The sequence below is a fragment of the Saprospiraceae bacterium genome (genome assembly GCA_026129545.1).
GTDB lineage: Bacteria > Bacteroidota > Bacteroidia > Chitinophagales > Saprospiraceae > M3007.
The window spans coordinates 2,176,974-2,197,710 of record JAHCHX010000001.1 but is presented as its reverse complement, the minus strand read 5'-3'; the positions used below and the strand labels follow the sequence as shown (position 1 = coordinate 2,197,710).

Here is a 20,737-nt window from a genome sequence, read left to right as displayed (position 1 = left end):
TGCCAACTGAAATCGGTGAATGGAAAAAATCGGGGCATGAACCGTCGTGCCTTTTTGTGGCTTGCGCCAAATTTTTACAATTAAACCCGCACCCTCTCCTCAACATCTTACGTTTGTTTGGTGTCTATACGGACTTCTTGGAAAACCGCTCATCAACTGATTTTTTCACACCAACCACTCACACAGACATGAAACTCCGCCTTGTTTACACTGCTTTTGTAGGCTTGCTCTTGCTCCTCGTTTCGCTTGGCAACAAAAATGGCCGCGCCTCCTCGCCCCCCGGCGCGGGCAACACCGGCGCTCCCGGCGACGAAGCCCTGCCTAACGGCACCCCGATTCTTTGTGTCAGCTGCCACACACCCAGCAACATTGTCTCCACGACTTCTATCAACATTCTCAATTCGGAAGGAGAAGCCGTGCTCCAATATATTCCCGGCCAGCAATACACTGCCCGCGTCACCGTCAACACGGTTCAGGGCAACCCGGTACGCTGGGGCTTTCAGATGATTGCGCTGAGAAACAACGGCAACACCGACCTCAAAGGCTTTTCTGACCAAAACCCCAACAACTACAAGCTAGCTACGGTCAACTCCACCAGCCGAACCTACGCCGAACACGACAACGCTTCCACCTCTAACGTCTTCAACGTGACATGGACGGCCCCCGCCGCAGGCACTGGCAACGTCACTTTCTATGCGGCTGGCAATGCGGTCAACAACAACGGCCTCAACAACGGCGACGGCGCTTCGGCCACCAGCCTTCAATTGACCGAGGGGGCTGCCTCTTCCGTCCAGAATCCCGATGCGGCACGCATCAGCCTACAAGTGTGGCCCAACCCAATCGGTTCGGTCGCCTACCTTTCGGCCACCTTGCCAGCGGCGGGCGAGTATCGCCTCATGGTGCATGATTTGTCGGGCCGACTGGTGTGGGAAACCACGCGGCAGCTGCCTGCCGGCGACTTCCGCCTCGATGTGCCTGCCGAAGATTGGTCGGCAGGCGTTCATTTCGTCAGCCTTTCGGGAGCAGGAATTTGGGCAAACATCAAGGCCATAAAATTTTAATGCACTCAAACGGCGCTGCCTCGAAAAAACGGGTTTAACTTCGCCCTAACACTAAAAAACTCATTTTGACAGTTACATTGGAAAGGAACGGCGTTACAATTGCGAACACATTGTTCCGAAGGCAATCAAACTCGACTTTAAAAATGAGAAATCTGTTTTTTCTGCTTCTGTTCGTCCCGGCCATTTCCTTTGGCCAGACCAACGCGAACCTCGAAGCCATCACCAGTGCCCTGAATACCGGCGATGCCGACGCGCTCTCCAAGTTCTTCTCTGCCAACGTGGAGATTTCCATTCAGGACAAAGAACAGGTGTATGCGAAAGCCAAAGCCCTTGAAGTGGTACGCAACTTCTTCGACGCGAACAAGCCCAAGGCGTTCAGCCAGATGCACAAGGGAACCAGCCGCGAAAACAGCGACCAGTACTGTATCGGCAACCTGAGTTCCGCCAACGGCAATTATCGGGTTTACCTTTACCTGAAGGTCAGCGGCAGCAACCTGAGCATCCAGGAAATGAGATTTGACAAAGAATAATCGGCCACTCGCCACAAAAAACATCAGCGACTCCGCGCTCACCGCGCGGGGTCGTTTTTATTTTCATCGAAATCGTACCTTTGCCCCTCTTTCGTTTCACTCATTTTCTCAACCAACATCTACCGAAATAATGGGTAAAGGTGATTTCAAAACCAAGCGCGGCAAAATCAGACGCGGTTCGCATGGCAACAACCGTCCGAAACTCAAAAAACTGAAAACTGTGCTGAAAAATCAGGCGGAAAACAAAACAACCGCCGCCTAACAACAACATGAGTCACCCCGATTGTTCGGTGGTGACTCATGCTGTTTCTTGCCAAAGGGAAGGATTGATACGAGTTGACAAACTGCTTACCGCCCCCCCCGTATCAGCTCGATGTAGCCGCTCAGGATGTCGGGCCGCAACACTTCCCCTCCCACACGACTTTCGTACACTTTGCAAACGTATAGATAGGTGCCTTCGGCCAAGTCTTTGCCGTCGAGGCTTTTGCCTTTCCATAAAATGGCGGGGTCTTGTGTGGCAAAGACAAGGTTGCCCCAGCGATTGAATATCTGCATATCCACGCGGCTGATGAATCGCCAGCCGGGGAAGGGGCGAAACTCGTCGTTGTGACCATCATCGTTGGGGGTGAATGCGTTGGGCAGTTCGTAATTGGGGCAGTTGTCCTTGCAAACGATGTTGCTGTAGGCGCTTTCATTGCCTACCGAATCCACCGCCGTCACGGCATAGCAGCCCGCCAAGCCAGTGTTGAGATTGTGTATGTACGAAGTGTTGTTGGCTCCTTCGAGCACCTCGACCAATGCAAATGGCTCATCCTCGTCGGGGGCATACCACACGCGATAGGTCGTCACATCGTCCGTTTCTGTGCACGCCACGTTGGGGTTCGACCACGAGAGGTTGTTCTTGAACGGAGGGCCGGGGTCGGCGCCTCCGATGCCATCACAAAGATTGTTGGCTGTCAGCACCGGCGGGCAGGGCGGAATCGTGTCGAGCGGGATGCCGCATTTTTCCTGCGAGTTGTTGAAAATGGGGTTCAGCACCCCACCAATGCTATAGGTGCCGACGCTCTTGATATAGTAGCAGTATTCCTCACCGTTGACGAGGCCCTTGTCGGCGTAGTTTCGAGCGGTGGTTTGCGCGATGGAATCAAACACGCCAGCGTCGTTTTTTCGATAGACAACGTAACTGTAATTGTTCCACGGCACGTTTTCCTCCCATGAGAGCAAGTTGGCCTCGTCAGTTGATTTGATGGAAAGAAAAACGGACGAGCCATTGTTCGTGGAGCCAAGAGGTGTGCTCAAGCCTTTCACATAAAAGTCAATCCGGTAGTGGTAAGGCTGGCCTTGCGTGTTTAGCCCTACATCGGTGAAGCAGGTGTCGTTGGCCTCCCAAAAATCATCGGCGACAAACGACGCGCCGGGTACCTCCTGCAAATTGCCGCCCGTCAAGCCAGGCGCGCGCAACACTTGATAACGATAAGGGCCATGATTGATGATGGTGTCGAGGTCTTCGGCAACAGGCTTTGACCAGCACACGCGCATTTCCCCCACGATTGGGCTGGTGACTTCGACGGAGGCATTGGTGATGAGTGGCAAATCGCGTGGCAACTGCACGCACACTTCCTCAGAGGGCAGGCTTTCCACCAGATTGTACGGGTAGCCCCCTGCGGATAAGCGAGCAAATTTTGCGATTACCCTGTAGCAATACGTTCGCCCTCGCTCCACATTGACATCCCGGAAAAAATAGCGCCCATTTTGCTCTTGTTTGGTCACAAAGGTCAATTCGGTATATCCCCTGCCAGCCAGTCCCGGCGTGCAGGAGTCGGGCATGAACGGGTTGCTGCCCTCGCGGCGCCACACCGAAAATCCATAGAAGTAGTTTTCCGCCGCGTTGTCGCACGAGTATGGTTTTTCCCATGAGACATCCACTTCGCCAAAGTTGGCATCTGCCTGCACATCCTTTGGCGGAGGCCCCACCACTTTTATTCTTACGGTCTTCAAATCAGCGAGTTGAGGCATGGTTTTGCTGATGGAGTCCACGGCCTTGAACACCACCGAATAAGGTTGGTTGGAGATGTGCTCGCACACGGTAGCCCAGCGGAAAGTGCCTTCCACGGGGGGCAAAGCCCAATCGCTTGGGCCATCGAATGTGGCAGGGCTATAAAGCGTGCTCATAGGCCCGCCCAAAGCGGTCACCCGCACAAAGTCGCCCGTATCGGGGTCAGTCGCTGTCACTTTGAATTCTACTGTGTCGCCCGCCACGACACATATATTGTCAATGGTGGCCACCCTTGGCGGGTTGTTTTCGCAAGTGGCCACAAAAATCTGCATATCGCGTATAGTAGTGTCAATAGGCACTCCTCCGCGCCATGAGACGATGATGAAGGCGAGGTTGTATTCACCTGCCGCCTGAGGGGTTTGCCAAAGAATGTCGCCCGTCACGGGGTTGAGCGACAATTGGTTGTTGATGCCGGGCAGCACTTGGTCGGGATAGCTGTAGTTGGGCACCTGAACGCCCAACGATTGCATGGGGACGATGAGTTGATACGAGAGACTGTCGCCGTCGGGGTCATAAGCGTTCGGGTTGTGTTTGAATGGCTTGCCCACGCAGGCGTTGTCAACAGGCGGTTGGAGTAGATAGGGGGTAGTGTTGACACCGCCGAACTGCGAGTTTTGAAACTCGTAAATCGTCTCGATGTGAAAAGGCACGTTGTCCGAGGAAGGCGGATTGAGATTCACGATGCCCGCGTTGCGGTTGGGGTCGGTCATTGAGATTCGGTAGCGGGCGGGCGCACCGTACTGATGCACTGCAACGTAGGTATTGTACTTGATATCGTTGGGCAGCACGATTCCTTTCGGGGGGCTGCCGGGGCCGTTGTTGCGGGCCACCTGTTGGCGAGTGCCATCGCCCCAGTCAAGCGTAAGCGTGTCGCGGTCGGCGTTCACGCTGCTCGCCTTCGTCCAAGTGATGATGGTGACGCGGATGGTCAGCGGGCCTATTTGCTCTACATGGATTTCCCCTGCGCGGTTGTGGGTGGAGAAAAGCACTAAGGGGCCACACAAAAACGCAAGGCTGGATAAGAGTAAGCGTAAGCGGAGTTTCATGCTAAATGTGTTTGGGCTAAATAATCGCAGTTCGGGAACGGGGTACAAGGTTAAATTATTTTTGCTGTAAAACGCCAAAAAACTTTGGTGTTTTGCCACATTTGCCAAAAAAGGAAAGAACCATGCTACTCTACAACGTCACCATCACCATTGACCTCGACATACACGAAGATTGGGTGCGCTGGATGCGCGAGACCCATATCCCCGATGTCATGTCCACCGGGATGTTTCTTTCCTATCGAATGTCGCGCCTTATGGGGCACGAGCATGTGGATTCCGAAATATACTCGATGCAATATCTGGTGAGAGACATGGCGCATCTGCGCCGCTATCAGGAAGAATTTGCGCCCGAACTCCAACGACAACACCGAGAGCGGTACGAGGGCAAATTCGCCGCTTTTCGCACGATGATGGAGGTAATAGACCACAACGAGAAAATGTGAATCAAAAAAAACATCCGGCCAGCCCTTGCGCGTTCGGATGTTTTTTTGAAATATTTGCATCACCGTACCGATACGATATTGCAAGCCTGAACGAAGAACTAACAACCATCAACCCCGTCCGAACGGATATTCGTCCGGGCGGGCCACAACTAAGAATATGCACACCGCCACCATCCGACTGCCCTACACCGATGCCCTGCACATATATCGCCAATTAAAGGGCGCGGCACCCTCGTGTTTGTTCGAGTCCGCCTCGCCGACCGACAAATCGAGCCGGATGTCGGTCGTTGGTTTTGAGCCGCCGTTGGAACTCGTCGGCAAAGAGGAGCGCCTCACCCTGCGCTTGCTTCACCCACGCGGCGCGGTTTTTTATGATTTTGTAAAAACGGAATTTGCCCAGTTTATCGAGCATGAAAAAGATGGGCGCCTTGTGCTGAACATCCCCAAACCACCATTTTTTGGCCCCGAAGACGAGCGCCTCGAACGGCAAAACATCGCCCAACCACTTCGTCGGCTGTTGGCCCATTTCAAAACGAGCGACAAAAACTTCATGGGTCTCTACGGAGCGTTGGGCTACCGATTCGTCTATCTGTTCGAGGACATACTCCACGAAAAGCCGTGCACAACGCCGGATTTCCACCTTTTTTTATTCGACAATCTTTTGTTGTTCAATCATTTGACCCAAGACCTGACTTTGTATGTCACGCGGGATAACGAGCATTTGGCTCGTACGGATTTGGAAGAAATAAAAGAACGAACAGCGACCTCGTCCGAACGAAGACTCGCCCGGGCAGGCGACACCCCTCAACCAACCATCGTCGGCCCATTCATTCAATCCCCCGACGACGAAACGTTCAAAAAGCAGGTGGAGCGCGGCATCCAACTTTGCAACGAGGGCGAACTCTTGGAAATCGTCCTGAGCCGCAAGCTCGTCGCTCCCGTTTCCGGCGACCTGCTGCCGCTCTATGAGAAATACAAGTCTATCAATCCCTCGCCCTACCTTTTTTACTTCGATTTCGGCGACGAGACTTTGCTCGGCGCAAGCCCCGAACTGATGCTCCGCCACGAAAATGGCCGCGCCACCCTGCGCCCCATCTCAGGTAGCGTTCGCCGCTCCGGCGACCCCATCGAAGACCACCACCTGATGATGGAACTGCTGAACTCGCCCAAGGAAAATTCCGAATTGGATATGCTCATTGACTTGGGGCGCAACGACTTGGCACGCATTTGCAAGCCCGGCATTCAGATTGACGACTACCGCATCATCGAAAAATACTCACACGTCACGCACACGGTCGCGCAGGTGAGCGGGGAGTTGGAGGCGCGTTATTCCGGCTTCGATGCGCTCATCGCAAGCCTCAATGCAGGCACGCTCACCGGTGCGCCAAAAATCGCCGCCATGCAACACATCGAACAAATCGAAACCCACACGCGCGGCTATTACGGCGGCTGCATCGGCTGGCTGCTCCTGAACGGCGACGTGAACACGGCCATCACCATCCGCACGGCCCATGTCCGCGACGGGCTGCTATCGTTCTCCGCCGGGGCGACACTGCTCTACGAGTCGGTGCCGGAGAGTGAGTTGAAGGAGACGCGGATAAAGGCTGGGGCGTTTTTGGCGGCGGTGGGGGAGTTGGGATGAGTACCCATGGGTTCATCGGTGGGAGGTAGCTATGTTCCATCCCTCTTCAATTGCCCTTTTGGCATCCAATTCCGCAGCCTCTTTTGCCCCGCCGATGAGGTGGGCCTTTATGCCTGCTTGCACGAGCGGCTCGTACAAATCGCGCAAGGGATTTTGCCCTGCGCAAATCACAACGTTTTCCACGTCAAGGGTTTGCGGCACGCCTTTCACGGTGATGTGCAGCCCTGCGTCGTCAATTTTCAGGTAGTTGACTTCCGACCACATTTGTACGCCTCGGTTTTTCAGGGTCAGGCGGTGCGCCCAGCCCGTCGTTTTGCCGAGCCGTGCGCCGATTTTGCCTTTGGAGCGTTGGAGCAGCCAGACTTGGCGGGGCGAGTGTTCGGGCTGAGGCTGGGTGATGCCGCCGCGGTGGGCGTAGGTCGGGTCAATGCCCCATTCGTGCCAATAGGTTGTTAGTTGTTGCCCGCCTGGACGAATATCCGTTCGGACGGGGTTATTGGTTGGTTGTTCGCTCGCACGGCTATCTGCCGTCAAAAAAGTCGCCACGTCGAACCCAATCCCCCCCGCGCCGATGATGGCGACCGTTTTTCCGACAGGTTTTTGGCGGAGCAAAACATCTATGTACGACAGCACTTTCGGGTGTTCGATGCCCTCGATGTTTGGCGTTCTGGGGGAAACGCCCGTTGCGACGACGACTTCCTCAAATTCTTCATTCTGTAAAAATCTTGCGTCAACGCGGGTGTTCAAATGAAGCCTAACCCCGTGTTTTTCTATCATTTTTCCAAAATAACGCAGCGTCTCGTAAAACTCCTCCTTGCCCGGAATCAGTTTGGCCATGTTGAATTGGCCGCCGATTTCGCCCGAAGCCTCGAACAGGTGAACCTCGTGCCCCAACGCCGCCAATTCCGTCGCGGCGGAAAGCCCGGCTGGCCCTGCGCCGACGACGGCGATTTTTCGTTGTTGGTTGTTCGCTGTTTGTTGTTCGTTGTTTGTTGTTCGTTGTTGGTTGGCAACAAGTAAAATTTCCCGACATGCGCGTGGATTCACGAGACACGACGCATCTTTTTTCTTGAAAACATGGTCGAGGCAAGCCTGATTGCAAGCGATGCAGGTGTTGATTTCCTCGGCCCGTTGCTCGAAAGCCTTTTGCATAAAATCCGGGTCGGCGAGGAAGGGTCGCGCCATGGAGACCATGTTGGCGAAGCCGTCGCGGAGGAGTTCCTCAGCTTTTTCAGGGGTATTGATGCGGTTGGTCGTGATGAGCGGGATGCGGAGCTTGCCCATGAGCCGCTTTGTCACCCAAGTGAATGCGCCGCGTGGCACGAGCGTGGCGATGGTCGGCACGGGGGCTTCGTGCCAACCGATGCCAGTGTTGAGCATGGTCGCGCCAGCGTCTTCGAGGGCAATGGCGAGTTGCTCCACTTCGTCCCAAGTGGAGCCTTCTTCCACGAGGTCGAGCATGGAAACCCGGAAGATGACGATGAAATCCGCGCCCGCTTTTTCCCGAACTTTTTGCATGATTTCGATTGGGAATCGAATGCGGTTCTCAAAAGAGCCGCCCCATTCGTCGGTGCGCTTGTTGGTGCGCGGCGCGATGAATTGGTTGATGAGATAGCCCTCGCTACCCATGATTTCCACCCCGTCGTATCCCGATTCGCGGGCGAGCGCGGCGCTTGAGGCAAAGTCGTTGATGGTGGCGCGTATGAGTCGTTGGCTCATTTCCCAGGGGCGGAATGGGGAGATGGGCGCTCGCAACGGCGAGGGGGCCACCAAGAAGGGGTGCATCCCGTAGCGCCCGGCGTGGAGGATTTGAAGACAAATTTTTCCGTCTTCGGCATGAACGGCCTCTGTCAAGTTGCGGTGTTTCGCGGCTTCACTGCGAGTTGCCAGTTTTGCCCCGAATGGTGCGAGCCAGCCCTGTCGATTGGGGGCGATGCCGCCCGTGACCATCAAACCCGCCCCGCCTCTGGCACGGGCCGCAAAGTAGGCCGCCAATGCTTTGAGGCCGTCCTTGCGTTCTTCCAGCCCGGTGTGCATAGAGCCCATGAGCGAGCGGTTTTTCAGGGTGGTGAATCCCAAATCGAGTGGGGAGAACAAATGGGGGTAAAGTGGGTGTGCGGACATGGCGTGTGAGTGCGGCAGTAAGAGACTTATTGCGGTGGAGGGCTTTGGCGAAGGGAAAGCCCTTTTTCCGACTGGCTTCGTTAAATTTTTCGCCGAATATACCCGATTTCGACTGCAAAATTTGCCTTGCCAGTCGAAAAAATGACAATCCCCTTCACTCAAAGCCCTCCACCGCAACAAGTCTAAGGAACTTGGACGGAGCTAGCTGAAAAACAACGGGGCGGCTTTGGTAGCCGCCCCGCCTAAATCAAGGAAGATTGTGCGCAAGTACTGGAATTAGAATTGCAAGACAGGGCTGCCCGACATTATTGGCGACTATTTCAGAACGCTTTGATTGAAGGACAAATAGGCTGCAAACATACAGGAAAAAATCGTTGGTTGTAGCTTATTACTGAAAAGCAGTATGGTATGGTAATTGCGGTTCGAACACCCAAATAACACACTTATCCCGCCATGCGATTCTTAAATATTTTGGTAGCCGACGACCATCCCATCTTTGTGGAAGGCCTGCAGTCCGTTTTGTCCCACTCCGGCGGGAAGTTTTCCTACCACATCAAGGGGGTGGCACGCACTGGCACTCAGGTGTCAAAACTGCTGAGCGAAAGCAAAGCGGATTTACTGCTCATGGATTTGAATTTGCCGGAAGCAGATGGGCTGAAGATTCTTCCGTCGGTAAAACAAGACTCCGCCAATACCCGTGTATTGGTGATGACCGTTTACGACGACCCGCGTCTGGTGAAGGCTGCTTTCAAAGCCGGAGCCGATGGTTATATGCTCAAATCAGGCACTAAGGACGAGCTTTTCGATGCTATCGAGAAAGTGATTGATGGACAGACGTATTTGGGCAGCGGCCTTGCGTTGGTAGAAAACCGGCACAGCAACGGCGCTGACGGCATCTCGCCCGACAAACGATTTGCCCGCAAATACGGGCTTACTCGCCGAGAAATGGAAGTGATGCGCCTTATTGGTCAGGCAATGAACAACAAAGAGATTGCCGAAAAACTATTTATCAGCGACCAAACCGTGAGCGTGCATCGCAAAAACATCATGCGCAAATTGGGGGTGAACAATACCGCCACCATGATTAAAATCGCCTTCGAGAACAATCTTGTTTGAGTGACAAAAGCAGACCGTGTCTTTAAAATACTGTATATAAGGTAACGCAAGGCTTGCAAAAGACCCTACTTTTGTGGGGTTTTGTGCCGCTATGTCACGGCCTTATCTTTTCTCTTGAAATGTTTGGGCATATATGCGGCACATTATACCTTTGAGGCGACTTCTGAACGAGTGTTTTAATCCAAATGGTAGTACTGTTTGTCTGATTGAACTACAAAAGGTACACCTCCGGCCAAATTCCGATTTTATCCCTGCCGAGAGAAAAGGTTCGTCGTTTGATGAACCTGCATTTCAATCCTCTTGTATTTCACTCCATTTTCAAGGTTGATATGGCAAACAGTTGGGATGTTTTTCCCTCCACTGCACTAATTTCATGCATTGTTGAAAACAAAAAAAATTAGCTCTTGAAGACCACCGCTTTTCGTTTTTGATTCACCACACATTTCGTTCAATCAAACTTTTTTTGTAATCTCATGAAAATAACGAATTCTACTTTATTTTCGATTCGATGGACTTGGCTTGCAATGTTGGTTTTTCTACTGGCCGCAAATGTGGAAACATCTGCCCAGTGTTCGATGGTTTGTAACAACCTCGTTCAGGTTTCTCTCAACCAAGATTGCGCCACCGAAATTCTCCCCGACATGATTCTGGAAGGCAACGGTTGCCCGAACGGCAACTTCCAAGTGCAAGCCAGAGTCAACAACGTATGGGTGCCTGCCAACGGCAACTTCGTGGCAACCTCTGCCCACATCAATCAAACGCTGCAAGTGCGGGTGCGCGACCTCATTTCCGGCAATATGTGCTGGGGCTACATCCATGTGGAGGACAAGCTGGCCCCAGTGCTTACTTGTCAGGACATCACCTTGTCGTGCGCTATCACTACCTACACGCCCGACTATCTTTTAAATGAGTTGGGCATTGGTGCTGCATATCCCGATGTGTATGAGAATTGCACCAATACCACCCAGACATACATTGACACTTGGTACGATTTGACATGTAGTGGCACTATCAATGGCCTGTCGAACATCAGTGCATACGTTCGGCGCATTTGGACGGTGGTGGATGCCAGCGGCAACGTGGCCAGCTGCACCCAATTCATCTATTTTGCTCGTCGCAACGTGTCGAGTGTGCTTTTCCCTCCCGATGTCACGGTCAGTTGCGAAAACCCTGTCTCCAACCCTTCCGCGACAGGAGTTCCTTATGTGTTGGACTTCGGCATCCAGTTTCCGATTTTCCCTGCGAATACTTTTTGCGAGCTGAATGCCACTTATACCGACCAGTTGCTGCCCATCTGCGATGGTTCTTACAAAATACTGCGCAAATGGACGGTTTATGACTGGTGTTTGCCGACCGTGCTGGGTTCCAATCCGAGGGAACACATCCAACTTATCAAGATTGAAGACAGCCAAGGGCCTGAGATAGAATGTCCTGAAGATATCACGGTAGGCACCAATCCCAATAATTGCTCCCGCGACCTCAATTTGCCTGATGTCATTGTGACCGATAATTGTTCAAGGCTCAAAACGATAGAGGCCGTGTGGCAGGTAGATGGCATTTGGAAATCGCTTTTCGGGCATTTCAGCAACTTTCCCGGCAACAACCTGTGGAATCCAGACACGCTGGGCGTGTTGGGCATAGCGAACAACCTGCCCATCGGTACCACCCTGATGACCTACATCATCACCGATGACTGCGGCAACAGCACGACTTGCACGTTCAATATCACGGTGGAAGACGATACGCCCCCAACAGTGGCCTGCACAGCCTATACACAAGTCTCGTTGGGCGTTGACGGCATGGTTTTCATCAATGCTTCCACGTTCAATCAAGGCTCTTACGACAATTGCTCCCCGATTTTCTTCAAAGTGCGGAGGATGGACCCCAACGCCTGCCAAGCAGTTGACCGCTTCTTTGACCAAGTCAAATTCTGCTGCGAAGACATTGGCGATACCATCACGGTCATCCTGCGCGTGTACGACGTGCCCGTGCAGCCGGGAGAAGTATCGCTCGACTATGAGGAATGGCACTCCAATGACTGCATGGTGCGTGTTTTTGTGGACGACAAGTTGAAACCCACCTGCACCCCCCCCAACAACGTGACGGTAAGCTGCGAGAACTTCGACCCTTCACTCTGGGCTTACGGGCAAGCAACCGCTACGGACAACTGCTGCATTGACACCATTATCACGACGGTCAACTACGCACTCTTCGACACGCTCTGCAACAGAGGTACCATCACGCGCACTTTCCGTGCGGTGGATTGCGGCGGGCAGACCAGCACCTGCACTCAGCGCATCGTGGTGAACTACAACCAGAACTACTTCATCAAGTTCCCCAACGATGTCATCGTGACACAATGCGACGGCAGTGGCAACTATGGTCAGCCAGTGTTCTTCGGTGGCCAAGATTGCGAGTTGCTCGGCATCTCGCATGAAGACCAAGTTTTCACAGTAGTGCCGGATGCGTGCTTTAAGATAGAGCGCACATGGACCATCATAAACTGGTGCACTTACAACCCGAACGGCGACTGCATCATAGTGCCCAACCCCGAACCCAACCCGAACTCTCTTAGTCCTCTAAACTTGCCCGGCCCAGTGGTGTCCGCTTGTGGCACTCCATCGCCGTGGAACGCTACCATCGTATCCGTAGCGCCTGGCCAGCCCGCTACGAACTTCTGCACTTTCTGGCAAGCCAATGCCAATTGCTACAAGTACAAGCAGATTATCAAAATCATTGACAATCAAAAGCCTGTCATCAGCAATTGCCCTGCCAGCCCAGTAGAATTTTGCGACTTGACGGCCAACAACCCGCAATTGTGGAACCAGTCATACTGGTGGGATGCGGTACACAGCCTCCACGATTTGTGCGAAGGCCCTGCCGACCTGACCATCACGGCTACCGATTCCTGCTCAGGAGCTAACATCAAATTCAGTTACCTGCTCTTCCTCGACCTCGACGGCGATGGCTCGATGGAAACGGTAGTGAACAGCAACGACCTTCCCACCACGCCAGGCATCGTCAATTTTGGCAATGCGGGCAACATCAACTATTCGGGTGGCACGCAGCGCGTTTTTGATGGCCGTCCTGTATCGGATAACCTCAAATATCGCTTTGCTTTGCACCAGACTGTGAGCGGCAACTCCCGCACAGCCAGTGTGCAGTGGAAAACGCAAGGGCAGCTGCCCACGCCCGCCAACCCATTTGGCCAGCCGGGCATCGCGCCAGAGCTGCCTTACGGCACCCACAAAATCAAGTGGCAAGTGTCGGATGGCTGCGGCAATGAACAGACCTGCGAATATATTTTCACCATCAAAGACTGCAAGGCTCCTACTGTGGTGTGCATACATGGACTGAGCGTGAATATCATGCCGACAGGCATGATTACGCTTTGGGCAACGGATTTCCTCCAATATGCCGAGGACAACTGCACACCACCCACCCCGACGGTGCCGGGGCCGAATCAACTGAAATTTGCCATTCGCAAAGCAGGGCAAGGCTCCGGCTTCCCGGTGGATGCTCTAGGCAACCCCATCGCGGACGTGACTTTCACTTGTGCAGAGTTGGGTAGCCAATTTGTTGAGTTGTGGGCGCAAGACGCAGCGGGCAACGCTGATTACTGCCTGACGGAAATCATTGTGCAAGACAACAACGACAATTGCTCGCCGGGGTCCCCCAAGATTGCAGGCTTCCTGAAAACAGAAATGAACGAGCCTTTGGAAGGAGCAACCGTCAATTTGCAAGGGCTCCCGCCCAACGGTGGAGCGCCGGTTGACATGACCTATATGACTGACGACTCCGGCCTCTTCTCCTTCAACAATATGTTGCCAATGGGGTCGGACTACACGCTCACGCCACTCATGGACGATAACCCGCTCAACGGTGTCTCGACTTTCGACCTCGTGCTCATCTCTAGACACATTCTTGGCTTGGAGCCTTTCAATAGCCCGTACAAAACGATAGCTGCCGACGCGAACAAATCCAACTCCGTCACGACGTTCGACATTGTGGAAATCCGCAAGCTGATTCTTGGCCTTTACGACGAGTTGCCCAACAACACCTCGTGGCGTTTTGTGGACAAAAAATATACGTTCCCCAATCCTGCCAACCCGTTCCAAGAGCAGTTTCCCGAAATCGTTTCGGTGTCGAATATGCAGACCAGCAGCTTCAACCACGACTTTGTCTCCATCAAAGTTGGCGACGTGAACGCCTCGGCTATTGCCAATAGCTTGATGTCGGCTGACGACCGCACCAACAGCACCCTCTACTTCGACGTGGACGACCGCTGGGTGAACGTTGGAGAGGAAATCGAAGTGAACTTCAAGGCTGCCGAGAGAATGGCAGGCTACCAATTCACGCTGAACACGCGCGGCCTAGATGTGGTGGCGGTAGTTCCGGGCGACCGCATGACGGCCAACAATTTCGCAGTATTCCACGACGCACTCACAGCTTCGGTGGATGGCGATGCTGGCGCGTTCGGCGTGAGATTCCGCGCAACGCAGTCGGGGACATTGAGCCAGATGCTTGCGTTCAGTCACCGCATCACCCGCGCCGAGGCATACAACGAGCAAGGCGAGCGCAGCGAGGTGGCACTTCGGTTAAACGGCCAGCAAGGAAGTGTGGTGGCAGGTGCCGAGTTTGAGTTGCTGCAAAACGTGCCGAACCCGGTGAGCAGCACGACCTACATTTCGTTCAACTTGCCGGAGGCTGCCGAAGCGACGCTGACCATCAGCAACGCCGAGGGCCGCATCGTGAAAATGGTGAAAGGTGCTTTTGCGAAGGGTCTCAACACGGTGGCACTCCATCGCGCAGACCTCACAGCAGGCATCCTTTTCTACCAACTCGACACACCCACGCACAGCGCCACGAAAAAAATGGTGGTCGTGGAATGACGTTTTTTCATGTAGTATAACGAAAACAGGCGAGCGGCCTTAAGAACCGCTCGCCTGTGTTTTTTGGGAGAAAAATAAATTTTCCCGGCTTAACCTTTGATTTTCAGACGGTTCAGGTAAAAAATTTACTCATTTAATGTGATGAGGCGTTTTTGGCCTGCTTTTTGAAAAATTGTTGGTACACTTTAATTGGCTGTCAAAAGCAGCCATTTTTTTTAATCCGCGACATCCACAAGGTTTTACATCTTACAAGTAATCCAAACCAATTGTTTCCATGAATCTTTGTGTACGCATTGCATTCATCAGCCTTTGGCTATTCCCAACATCTGCTCTTTCCGCACAAATTGGCCTCCTGCTTCCGGTAATCAACAACATAGAACCGAACGAAGTAGCCATTTTCAATGTCAGAGTGACGGGTTTCGACAGCATAGTGGGCATGCAGTTCAAGCTGCGCTGGGACCCTGAGGTGTTTGAATTCGTATCCACCAGCGGCTACAATCTCCCCGAATTGGGTGGCGAGGATTTTGGGACATCCGAGGCACAGGACAGTGGCTGGATTCGTTTGCTGTGGGACAACAGCAACTTGCTGGGCGGGGTGACGGTGGCTGATTCCACCGTGATTTTCAGGTTGCGATTGAGGGCGATTGGCCAAGTGAACGACGGCTCTCAAGTTTATTTCTCGCAAGATTTCCTCACGCCTTTTGATATAGTGAAAGCCAACAGCGATAGCTCGTTGACCTCATACAACATCCATCAAGTGGCCTTGGCTCAAGGCTTCGGTGCCATTGGCTACACGGTGGCCGCCGATGAACCATCCGCCCTTGATGATGATTCGCTCAAGATTTTTCCAAATCCTTTTTCCGAAAAAACAACGGTCAGTTTCGACCTGAAAATAAGCTCCGACGTAACCCTGCTCGTGACGGATGCCACGGGCCGCATTTTGCTTGAAAATAAGATGCCGCAGTTGCCTCCGGGTCACTATGGCACAGAAATTGCCTCCCCGCAAGTGCGGCAAAAAGGCACCTATTTCTTCACAATACGCGCCGGGATGCACACCTACACCCGGCTTCTTTCTGTGTTTTGACTGAAAAAAAATTCTTTCACCCTCATCCCTTTTCCGTGTTAAAGATGAAACCGATTATCTACACCTTTACAGCAGCGATGCTGCTTGTTGCTTCTCAGGTTTTCGGCCAGGCTGTTGTGACGAACTTTACACCCGCCACGGTAGACGCCCCTGTGGGCAGTACGGTTGACCTTCAATTGAGGGTCACGAACTTCACCAACATCAACTCGATTCAATTTCCCATTACCTACAACTCAACAGTGTTGAAATTCGACTCCATTTTCAACGCTGCGTTGCCGGGATTCAACAATGGAAACTACAATGTTCCCAACGCTGGTGCGATAAGGGTTACATGGTTCCCAGACCCCGGTTCTTATCCCAATGGTGTCACGGTTCCCGACAACTCCTCTATTTTCACTGTGCGTTTCAGTGTGCTGACCAATGGCACCTCTGCGGTGAACCTCGCCAATGTGGCACCGGGAATAGAAGTGATTAAGAACAATGCGCCCGTTAGCGTCAATTTCCAAAATGGCGGCTCCCAGGTGACGGCCAGCGGCGGCAGCGGCAACCCCATACAAGGGTTTGCCATCATCGCCAACACAATCTACATCCCGCAAGGCACCACAGGTTGTATGCCCGTGACGGTGAACGATTTTAACAGCATCGTCTCCATGCAATATGCCACGCACTGGGACCCCACTATCTTGGAGTTTCAAAACACAGCGGCATACAATCTGCCCGACTTGACGGCTGCCAGCTTTGGAGGCACACCGCTTTCGGGTCTTCAACTGGTTGGTTGGACAGACCCAAGTGCCGCAGGCGTGACACGCGCCAACGGCACCAAGATCTACGACGTGTGTTTCAAAGGCATTGGCCCGGTTGGCAGCAGCTCGTTGGTCACCATAGATGGGGTTGGCTTTCCGGCAGGCAGCGGCTCTGCGGAGGCTATCAACTCTTCCAGCCAAAATGTGTGGACAAGTACTTCTGGCGTAAAGGATACCATTTTCATCGTGGTGGGTGCTCCGCCACCCGGCGCGTTGATTTTTGCTGGCGGCACCGATACTGTCGGCACTGGCGAGCAAGCTTGTATTGAAGTTACAACCGAGAATTTTAATAGCATCATTTCGATGCAGTTTGGTGTTCTTTACGATGCCACCAAACTGGTGAATGCCGTCATCACGCACAATCCGGCTATACCCGGTTTGTCGGCGGCCAATTTTAACGCGAACACACCCGGCGAAATCAAGTTTTCATGGAGCGACCCGAACGTGGTCGGTTTGACATTGCCCTCTCCGACATGGTTGTTCACGGTTTGTTTTACTGTGGCTGCCCCAATGGGTGCGCTTCTTCCTATCAACTTTGGCAGCATCACCACATTCCCGCCCTTGACGGTGGAAGTCGTGAAGGAGCCTGATGGGCCAGTCAATCCCTTCTTCATTCCCGGACATGTGTTTGTAGGCACCCCCGTTGGGGTGAGCGCCTCCATTAATACCATTCAAAAGGCTTGCGGGGGCAGCACTGGCTCTCTGGATGCCAGCGGAACGGGTGGCGTGCCGAACAACTACAATTGGAGTGGCCCGGGTGGGTTTACCTCCAATCAGAAGACGATTACGAACTTGGCGGCAGGCACTTACACCGTCACGGTGACTTTCGTGGGCGGGCAAACGGCCACCTCAACCGAGACCCTGCAAGGCTCACCAGCCATCACCTTCACGCAGGAAAATGTTCAAAACATCAAGTGTCATGGCGAAACCAACGGCTCCATCTCCTTGACAACGGGTGGCGGCACGCCCTCGCTCACGCTTGCGTGGAGTGGCCCGGGTGGTTTCCAGAGCAGCAGCGAAGACATCACAGGGCTTGGTGCGGGTATCTATACCTTGCTTGTGACGGACAACATAGGCTGCACGTCTTCCAAGTCATACTCCATAGTTGACCCGCCCCAATTGAATTTAAACGTTGCGTCTTCTCAGAATGTCAAGTGCTTCGGTGCATCGGATGGTCAAATCAATATCAACTTGAATGGGGGTACCCCGACATTTACCTACAGATGGTACGATGCACAAGGAGAGCTGGTTTCAACGGTACCCAACCCCACCAATTTGCCTCCCGGAACTTACACCCCCACCATCACAGACATCAACGGTTGCACAGCGACCATACCCAACCCAGTCACCATCCAAGGCCCGAACAGCGCACTCACTTTTGCCACGCCGATTCAAAAAAATGACTTGTTGTGCTGGGGCAGTTCAGCAGGCTCTATCAACGTCAATATCAGTGGCGGGTGGGGCAGCTACGAAGTCGTATGGAACCCGCAACCCTACACGGGCGCAAACTTGACCAACATCCCTGGAGGCACTTACAACGGCACCATCACCGATGCTGGCGGATGCGCGGTCACGCTTCCTCCGGTGCAAGTAATTGAGCCATCTGCCGTTATTTTGCAAGGCGTGCAGGTAGTGAACAACATTTGCGCGAACGACGGTATTGGCAGCATCTCCGTTCAGTCAGTATCTGGCGGCAACGGTGGCCCGTATCAAGTGACGTGGACGGGAGGACTATCAGGCTTGAGCATCAACAACCTCGCTGGCGGTCTTTACATCCCGACCGTCACGGAACTGAATAGCACGGGTTGCACAGCGGTGCTGCCGGGTATTCAGGTGACCGAACCGGCACCGATTGACACGAGCAATGTTTTCGTCATCGCCCCGACCACGGGCATGAACGATGGCGCCATATTCCTGAATCTCGGCGGCGGCACCGCGCCATTGACCATTCAATGGTCAGGGCCGGGCGGATTTGTGGCGAACACGAAAGACATCGCCAGCCTCGCGCCGGGCTTGTATGTGCTCACCGTGAAAGATGCCAACAATTGCACCTTCACAGCAACCTTCACGGTAGGCGACGGATTGGTTGCGACTGCCTCCACCACGCCCTCATGTGGCGACGATGGTTGCATCAAACTACAAATCGGTTCGGGTATCCCGCCGTTCATCATTTCTTGGACAGGTCAAAGCAGCGGTTCAGCCGTCAATAGTAGCCTCTCTCCAGAAATATGCAATTTCGCACCCGGCTTCTACACGCTGACGATTGCGGACAATGCAGGCAATGTGTTCACATTCCCATCGCCGGTTCAGGTGGAGCAAAAGCAACCCGCAATTGTATTTAGCAACAAAAATGACCCCACTCAGGATTTGAGCAACGGCAACATTGGCCTTACGCCAGTGCCTGATAATATCCCCATGAGCTACAACTGGACGGGGCCTAATGGATTCACGTCCACTTCGAACATGATTACGGGGCTTGATTCAGGGCTTTACGTTGTTACTGTCACCAACCTGAACTCCGGTTGCACGTCCGTCATTCCGTTTACGCTCGTGAGACAGTGGCCGCCCCTTGTGTTCTCAACGCCCACGACGGTCAAGCCCAATTGCAACAACACGCTCGACGGCAGCATTGCTCCCGTCATCAACGGCGGCAATCCGCCCTACATCTATGCTTGGTCAGGCCCCAATGGGTACACGGCCAACACGAAAGACATCACGGGACTTTTGCCGGGCACCTACTCTCTGACCGTCACGGATGAAAATGGCACTACTTCAGTAGACCAGTACATTTTGGTCGCCAATTCGCAATTGGCCATATCCAACGTCAATGAAACCTCCAACTATGGCGGCTATCAGGTAAGTGGCGCCAATCAGTGCAATGGTGTGGCCAACGTGGTCATCTCGAATGCAGTCGGCGCACCCTCCATTTTGTGGAGCAACAACGTCACCACTATCCAAAACACCACCCTCTGCGCCGGCGCCTATTCGGTGACGGTAACAGATGGTCTGGGCTGCACAGCGGTATGGTCGGATAGCCTCACGTTCCCACCTGCCGTGACGCTCACTTCCACTGCGGTGAATGAGATTAGCTGCCACGGCGAGTGCGACGGGATTATTCGCGCCTTTGTAAACGGTGGCTTGGCACCCTACACAGTCAGGTGGTCAACGGGTCAAGTGGACCAATTGACCGTACAAGGCGGCTTCTCGCAGGCAGTCAACCTCTGTGGTGGCAACTACTCCGTGACGGTGACGGACAATCTCGGTGCGACCTACCAATTCGCCGTGCCGCTGCCGGAGCCGCCTCCATTGGAAGTGATTTTTGCGAGAATCACACCCACCACGTTCAATTCCTGCGATGGCGAGCTGCTCGTCGAAACACCGGGCGCCGTAGAACCCATCACTTACACTTGGTCGGGCAATCTGGGCCACAGCGGCAACACCCAACGCGCAGAGCGCCTTTGCGCAGGTGAAATCGTTCAATTCGTGGTGTACGATGGCAATGGTTGCATAGCCATCGCCACAGACACCGTCGCATATCCACCCGAAGATTGCTTCATGGTGCGACCAGTCATCACGCCGGGTCAGCAAGATGGCAAGAATGACTTTGTCATCATCACCTGCATCGAGGTGGACCCGAACAATTCCATTGAAATTTACAATCGTTGGGGGCAATTGGTGTTCCAAACGAAGGGATACGACAACGCCTCAAATGTGTGGCGCGGCACCAGCAAAAATGGTCAGCCACTTGCCGAAGGGGTTTATTTTTATGTGCTCAACGTCACCAGCCCGGTTTTGGGGCCATTGCAGAAAAAAGGACACATCAATTTGCTACGCTAATTTTTCAAGGTAGAAGTGGTTAGCGGGTTGGTTGCTTGGCGTTGTGTTCGTCGCCACCAACCTGCTAATCCGAAACCTTGCCCCGTCCGCGGGGTAAATGCAA

Annotated in this window: 11 protein-coding genes; 9 read left to right on the top strand and 2 right to left on the bottom strand. The window is 53.4% G+C overall.

All coding sequences use genetic code 11. From position 1 onward, the window contains the following. Window positions 1–188: 188 nt before the first annotated feature. From KIS77_08430 to KIS77_08420, 3 genes are all read left to right on the top strand, one after another. Entirely contained in the window at window positions 189–1,061 is an 873-nt protein-coding gene (locus KIS77_08430; protein MCW5922355.1) for a hypothetical protein, read from the top strand. A 143-nt stretch (window positions 1,062–1,204) separates the two neighbouring features. Continuing rightward, window positions 1,205–1,591, top strand: a complete 387-nt coding sequence (locus KIS77_08425; protein ID MCW5922354.1) for a DUF4783 domain-containing protein — start codon at window positions 1,205–1,207, stop codon at window positions 1,589–1,591. A gap of 130 nt (window positions 1,592–1,721) precedes the next feature. Next, window positions 1,722–1,853 carry a 30S ribosomal protein THX gene (locus tag KIS77_08420; protein ID MCW5922353.1) on the top strand — a complete coding sequence of 44 codons (132 nt, stop codon included), beginning with the start codon at window positions 1,722–1,724 and terminating at the stop codon, window positions 1,851–1,853. Window positions 1,854–1,939: 86 nt separating this feature from the next. Here KIS77_08420 and KIS77_08415 read toward each other — a convergent pair whose 3' ends face one another. Beyond that, the gene (locus KIS77_08415) at window positions 1,940–4,723 is read right to left on the bottom strand and encodes a gliding motility-associated C-terminal domain-containing protein (protein ID MCW5922352.1); all 2,784 of its coding nucleotides are present in this window, start codon (window positions 4,721–4,723) and stop codon (window positions 1,940–1,942) included. A gap of 92 nt (window positions 4,724–4,815) precedes the next feature. Between KIS77_08415 and KIS77_08410 the strand changes: the two genes are divergently transcribed. Together KIS77_08410 and KIS77_08405 are read left to right on the top strand one after the other, a co-directional pair. Continuing rightward, complete coding sequence (locus tag KIS77_08410) at window positions 4,816–5,136, top strand: DUF4286 family protein (GenBank protein ID MCW5922351.1); 321 nt, start codon at window positions 4,816–4,818, stop codon at window positions 5,134–5,136. Between the two features lie 157 nt (window positions 5,137–5,293). Beyond that, complete coding sequence (locus KIS77_08405; protein ID MCW5922350.1) at window positions 5,294–6,778, top strand: anthranilate synthase component I family protein; 1,485 nt, start codon at window positions 5,294–5,296, stop codon at window positions 6,776–6,778. Window positions 6,779–6,790: 12 nt separating this feature from the next. On the opposite strand, the gene KIS77_08400 is transcribed toward KIS77_08405, so the two are convergent. After that, complete coding sequence (locus KIS77_08400) at window positions 6,791–8,902, bottom strand: FAD-dependent oxidoreductase (GenBank protein MCW5922349.1); 2,112 nt, start codon at window positions 8,900–8,902, stop codon at window positions 6,791–6,793. A 453-nt stretch (window positions 8,903–9,355) separates the two neighbouring features. Between KIS77_08400 and KIS77_08395 the strand changes: the two genes are divergently transcribed. From KIS77_08395 to KIS77_08380, 4 genes are all read left to right on the top strand, one after another. Further along, window positions 9,356–10,018, top strand: coding sequence for a response regulator transcription factor (locus KIS77_08395; protein ID MCW5922348.1), 663 nt, complete (start codon window positions 9,356–9,358; stop codon window positions 10,016–10,018). Between the two features lie 473 nt (window positions 10,019–10,491). Next, window positions 10,492–14,910, top strand: a complete 4,419-nt coding sequence (locus tag KIS77_08390) for an HYR domain-containing protein (GenBank protein MCW5922347.1) — start codon at window positions 10,492–10,494, stop codon at window positions 14,908–14,910. 274 nt (window positions 14,911–15,184) lie between these two features. After that, a complete protein-coding gene (locus tag KIS77_08385; protein ID MCW5922346.1) occupies window positions 15,185–15,994 on the top strand; it encodes a T9SS type A sorting domain-containing protein in 810 nt (269 codons plus the stop codon). A 44-nt stretch (window positions 15,995–16,038) separates the two neighbouring features. After that, on the top strand, window positions 16,039–20,634 hold the full coding sequence (locus KIS77_08380; GenBank protein ID MCW5922345.1) for a gliding motility-associated C-terminal domain-containing protein: 4,596 nt from the start codon (window positions 16,039–16,041) through the stop codon (window positions 20,632–20,634). The last annotated feature ends 103 nt before the right edge of the window (window positions 20,635–20,737 follow it).

Bases quoted from the DNA above. Each gene is read 5' to 3' on its own strand.
- KIS77_08430 (MCW5922355.1), top strand. From the start codon at position 189: ATGAAACTCCGCCTTGTTTACACTGCTTTTGTAGGCTTGCTCTTGCTC.
- KIS77_08425 (MCW5922354.1), top strand. From the start codon at position 1,205: ATGAGAAATCTGTTTTTTCTGCTTCTGTTCGTCCCGGCCATTTCCTTT.
- KIS77_08420 (MCW5922353.1), top strand. From the start codon at position 1,722: ATGGGTAAAGGTGATTTCAAAACCAAGCGCGGCAAAATCAGACGCGGT.
- KIS77_08410 (MCW5922351.1), top strand. From the start codon at position 4,816: ATGCTACTCTACAACGTCACCATCACCATTGACCTCGACATACACGAA.
- KIS77_08405 (MCW5922350.1), top strand. From the start codon at position 5,294: ATGCACACCGCCACCATCCGACTGCCCTACACCGATGCCCTGCACATA.
- KIS77_08400 (MCW5922349.1), bottom strand. From the start codon at position 8,902: ATGTCCGCACACCCACTTTACCCCCATTTGTTCTCCCCACTCGATTTG.
- KIS77_08395 (MCW5922348.1), top strand. From the start codon at position 9,356: ATGCGATTCTTAAATATTTTGGTAGCCGACGACCATCCCATCTTTGTG.
- KIS77_08390 (MCW5922347.1), top strand. From the start codon at position 10,492: ATGAAAATAACGAATTCTACTTTATTTTCGATTCGATGGACTTGGCTT.
- KIS77_08385 (MCW5922346.1), top strand. From the start codon at position 15,185: ATGAATCTTTGTGTACGCATTGCATTCATCAGCCTTTGGCTATTCCCA.
- KIS77_08380 (MCW5922345.1), top strand. From the start codon at position 16,039: ATGAAACCGATTATCTACACCTTTACAGCAGCGATGCTGCTTGTTGCT.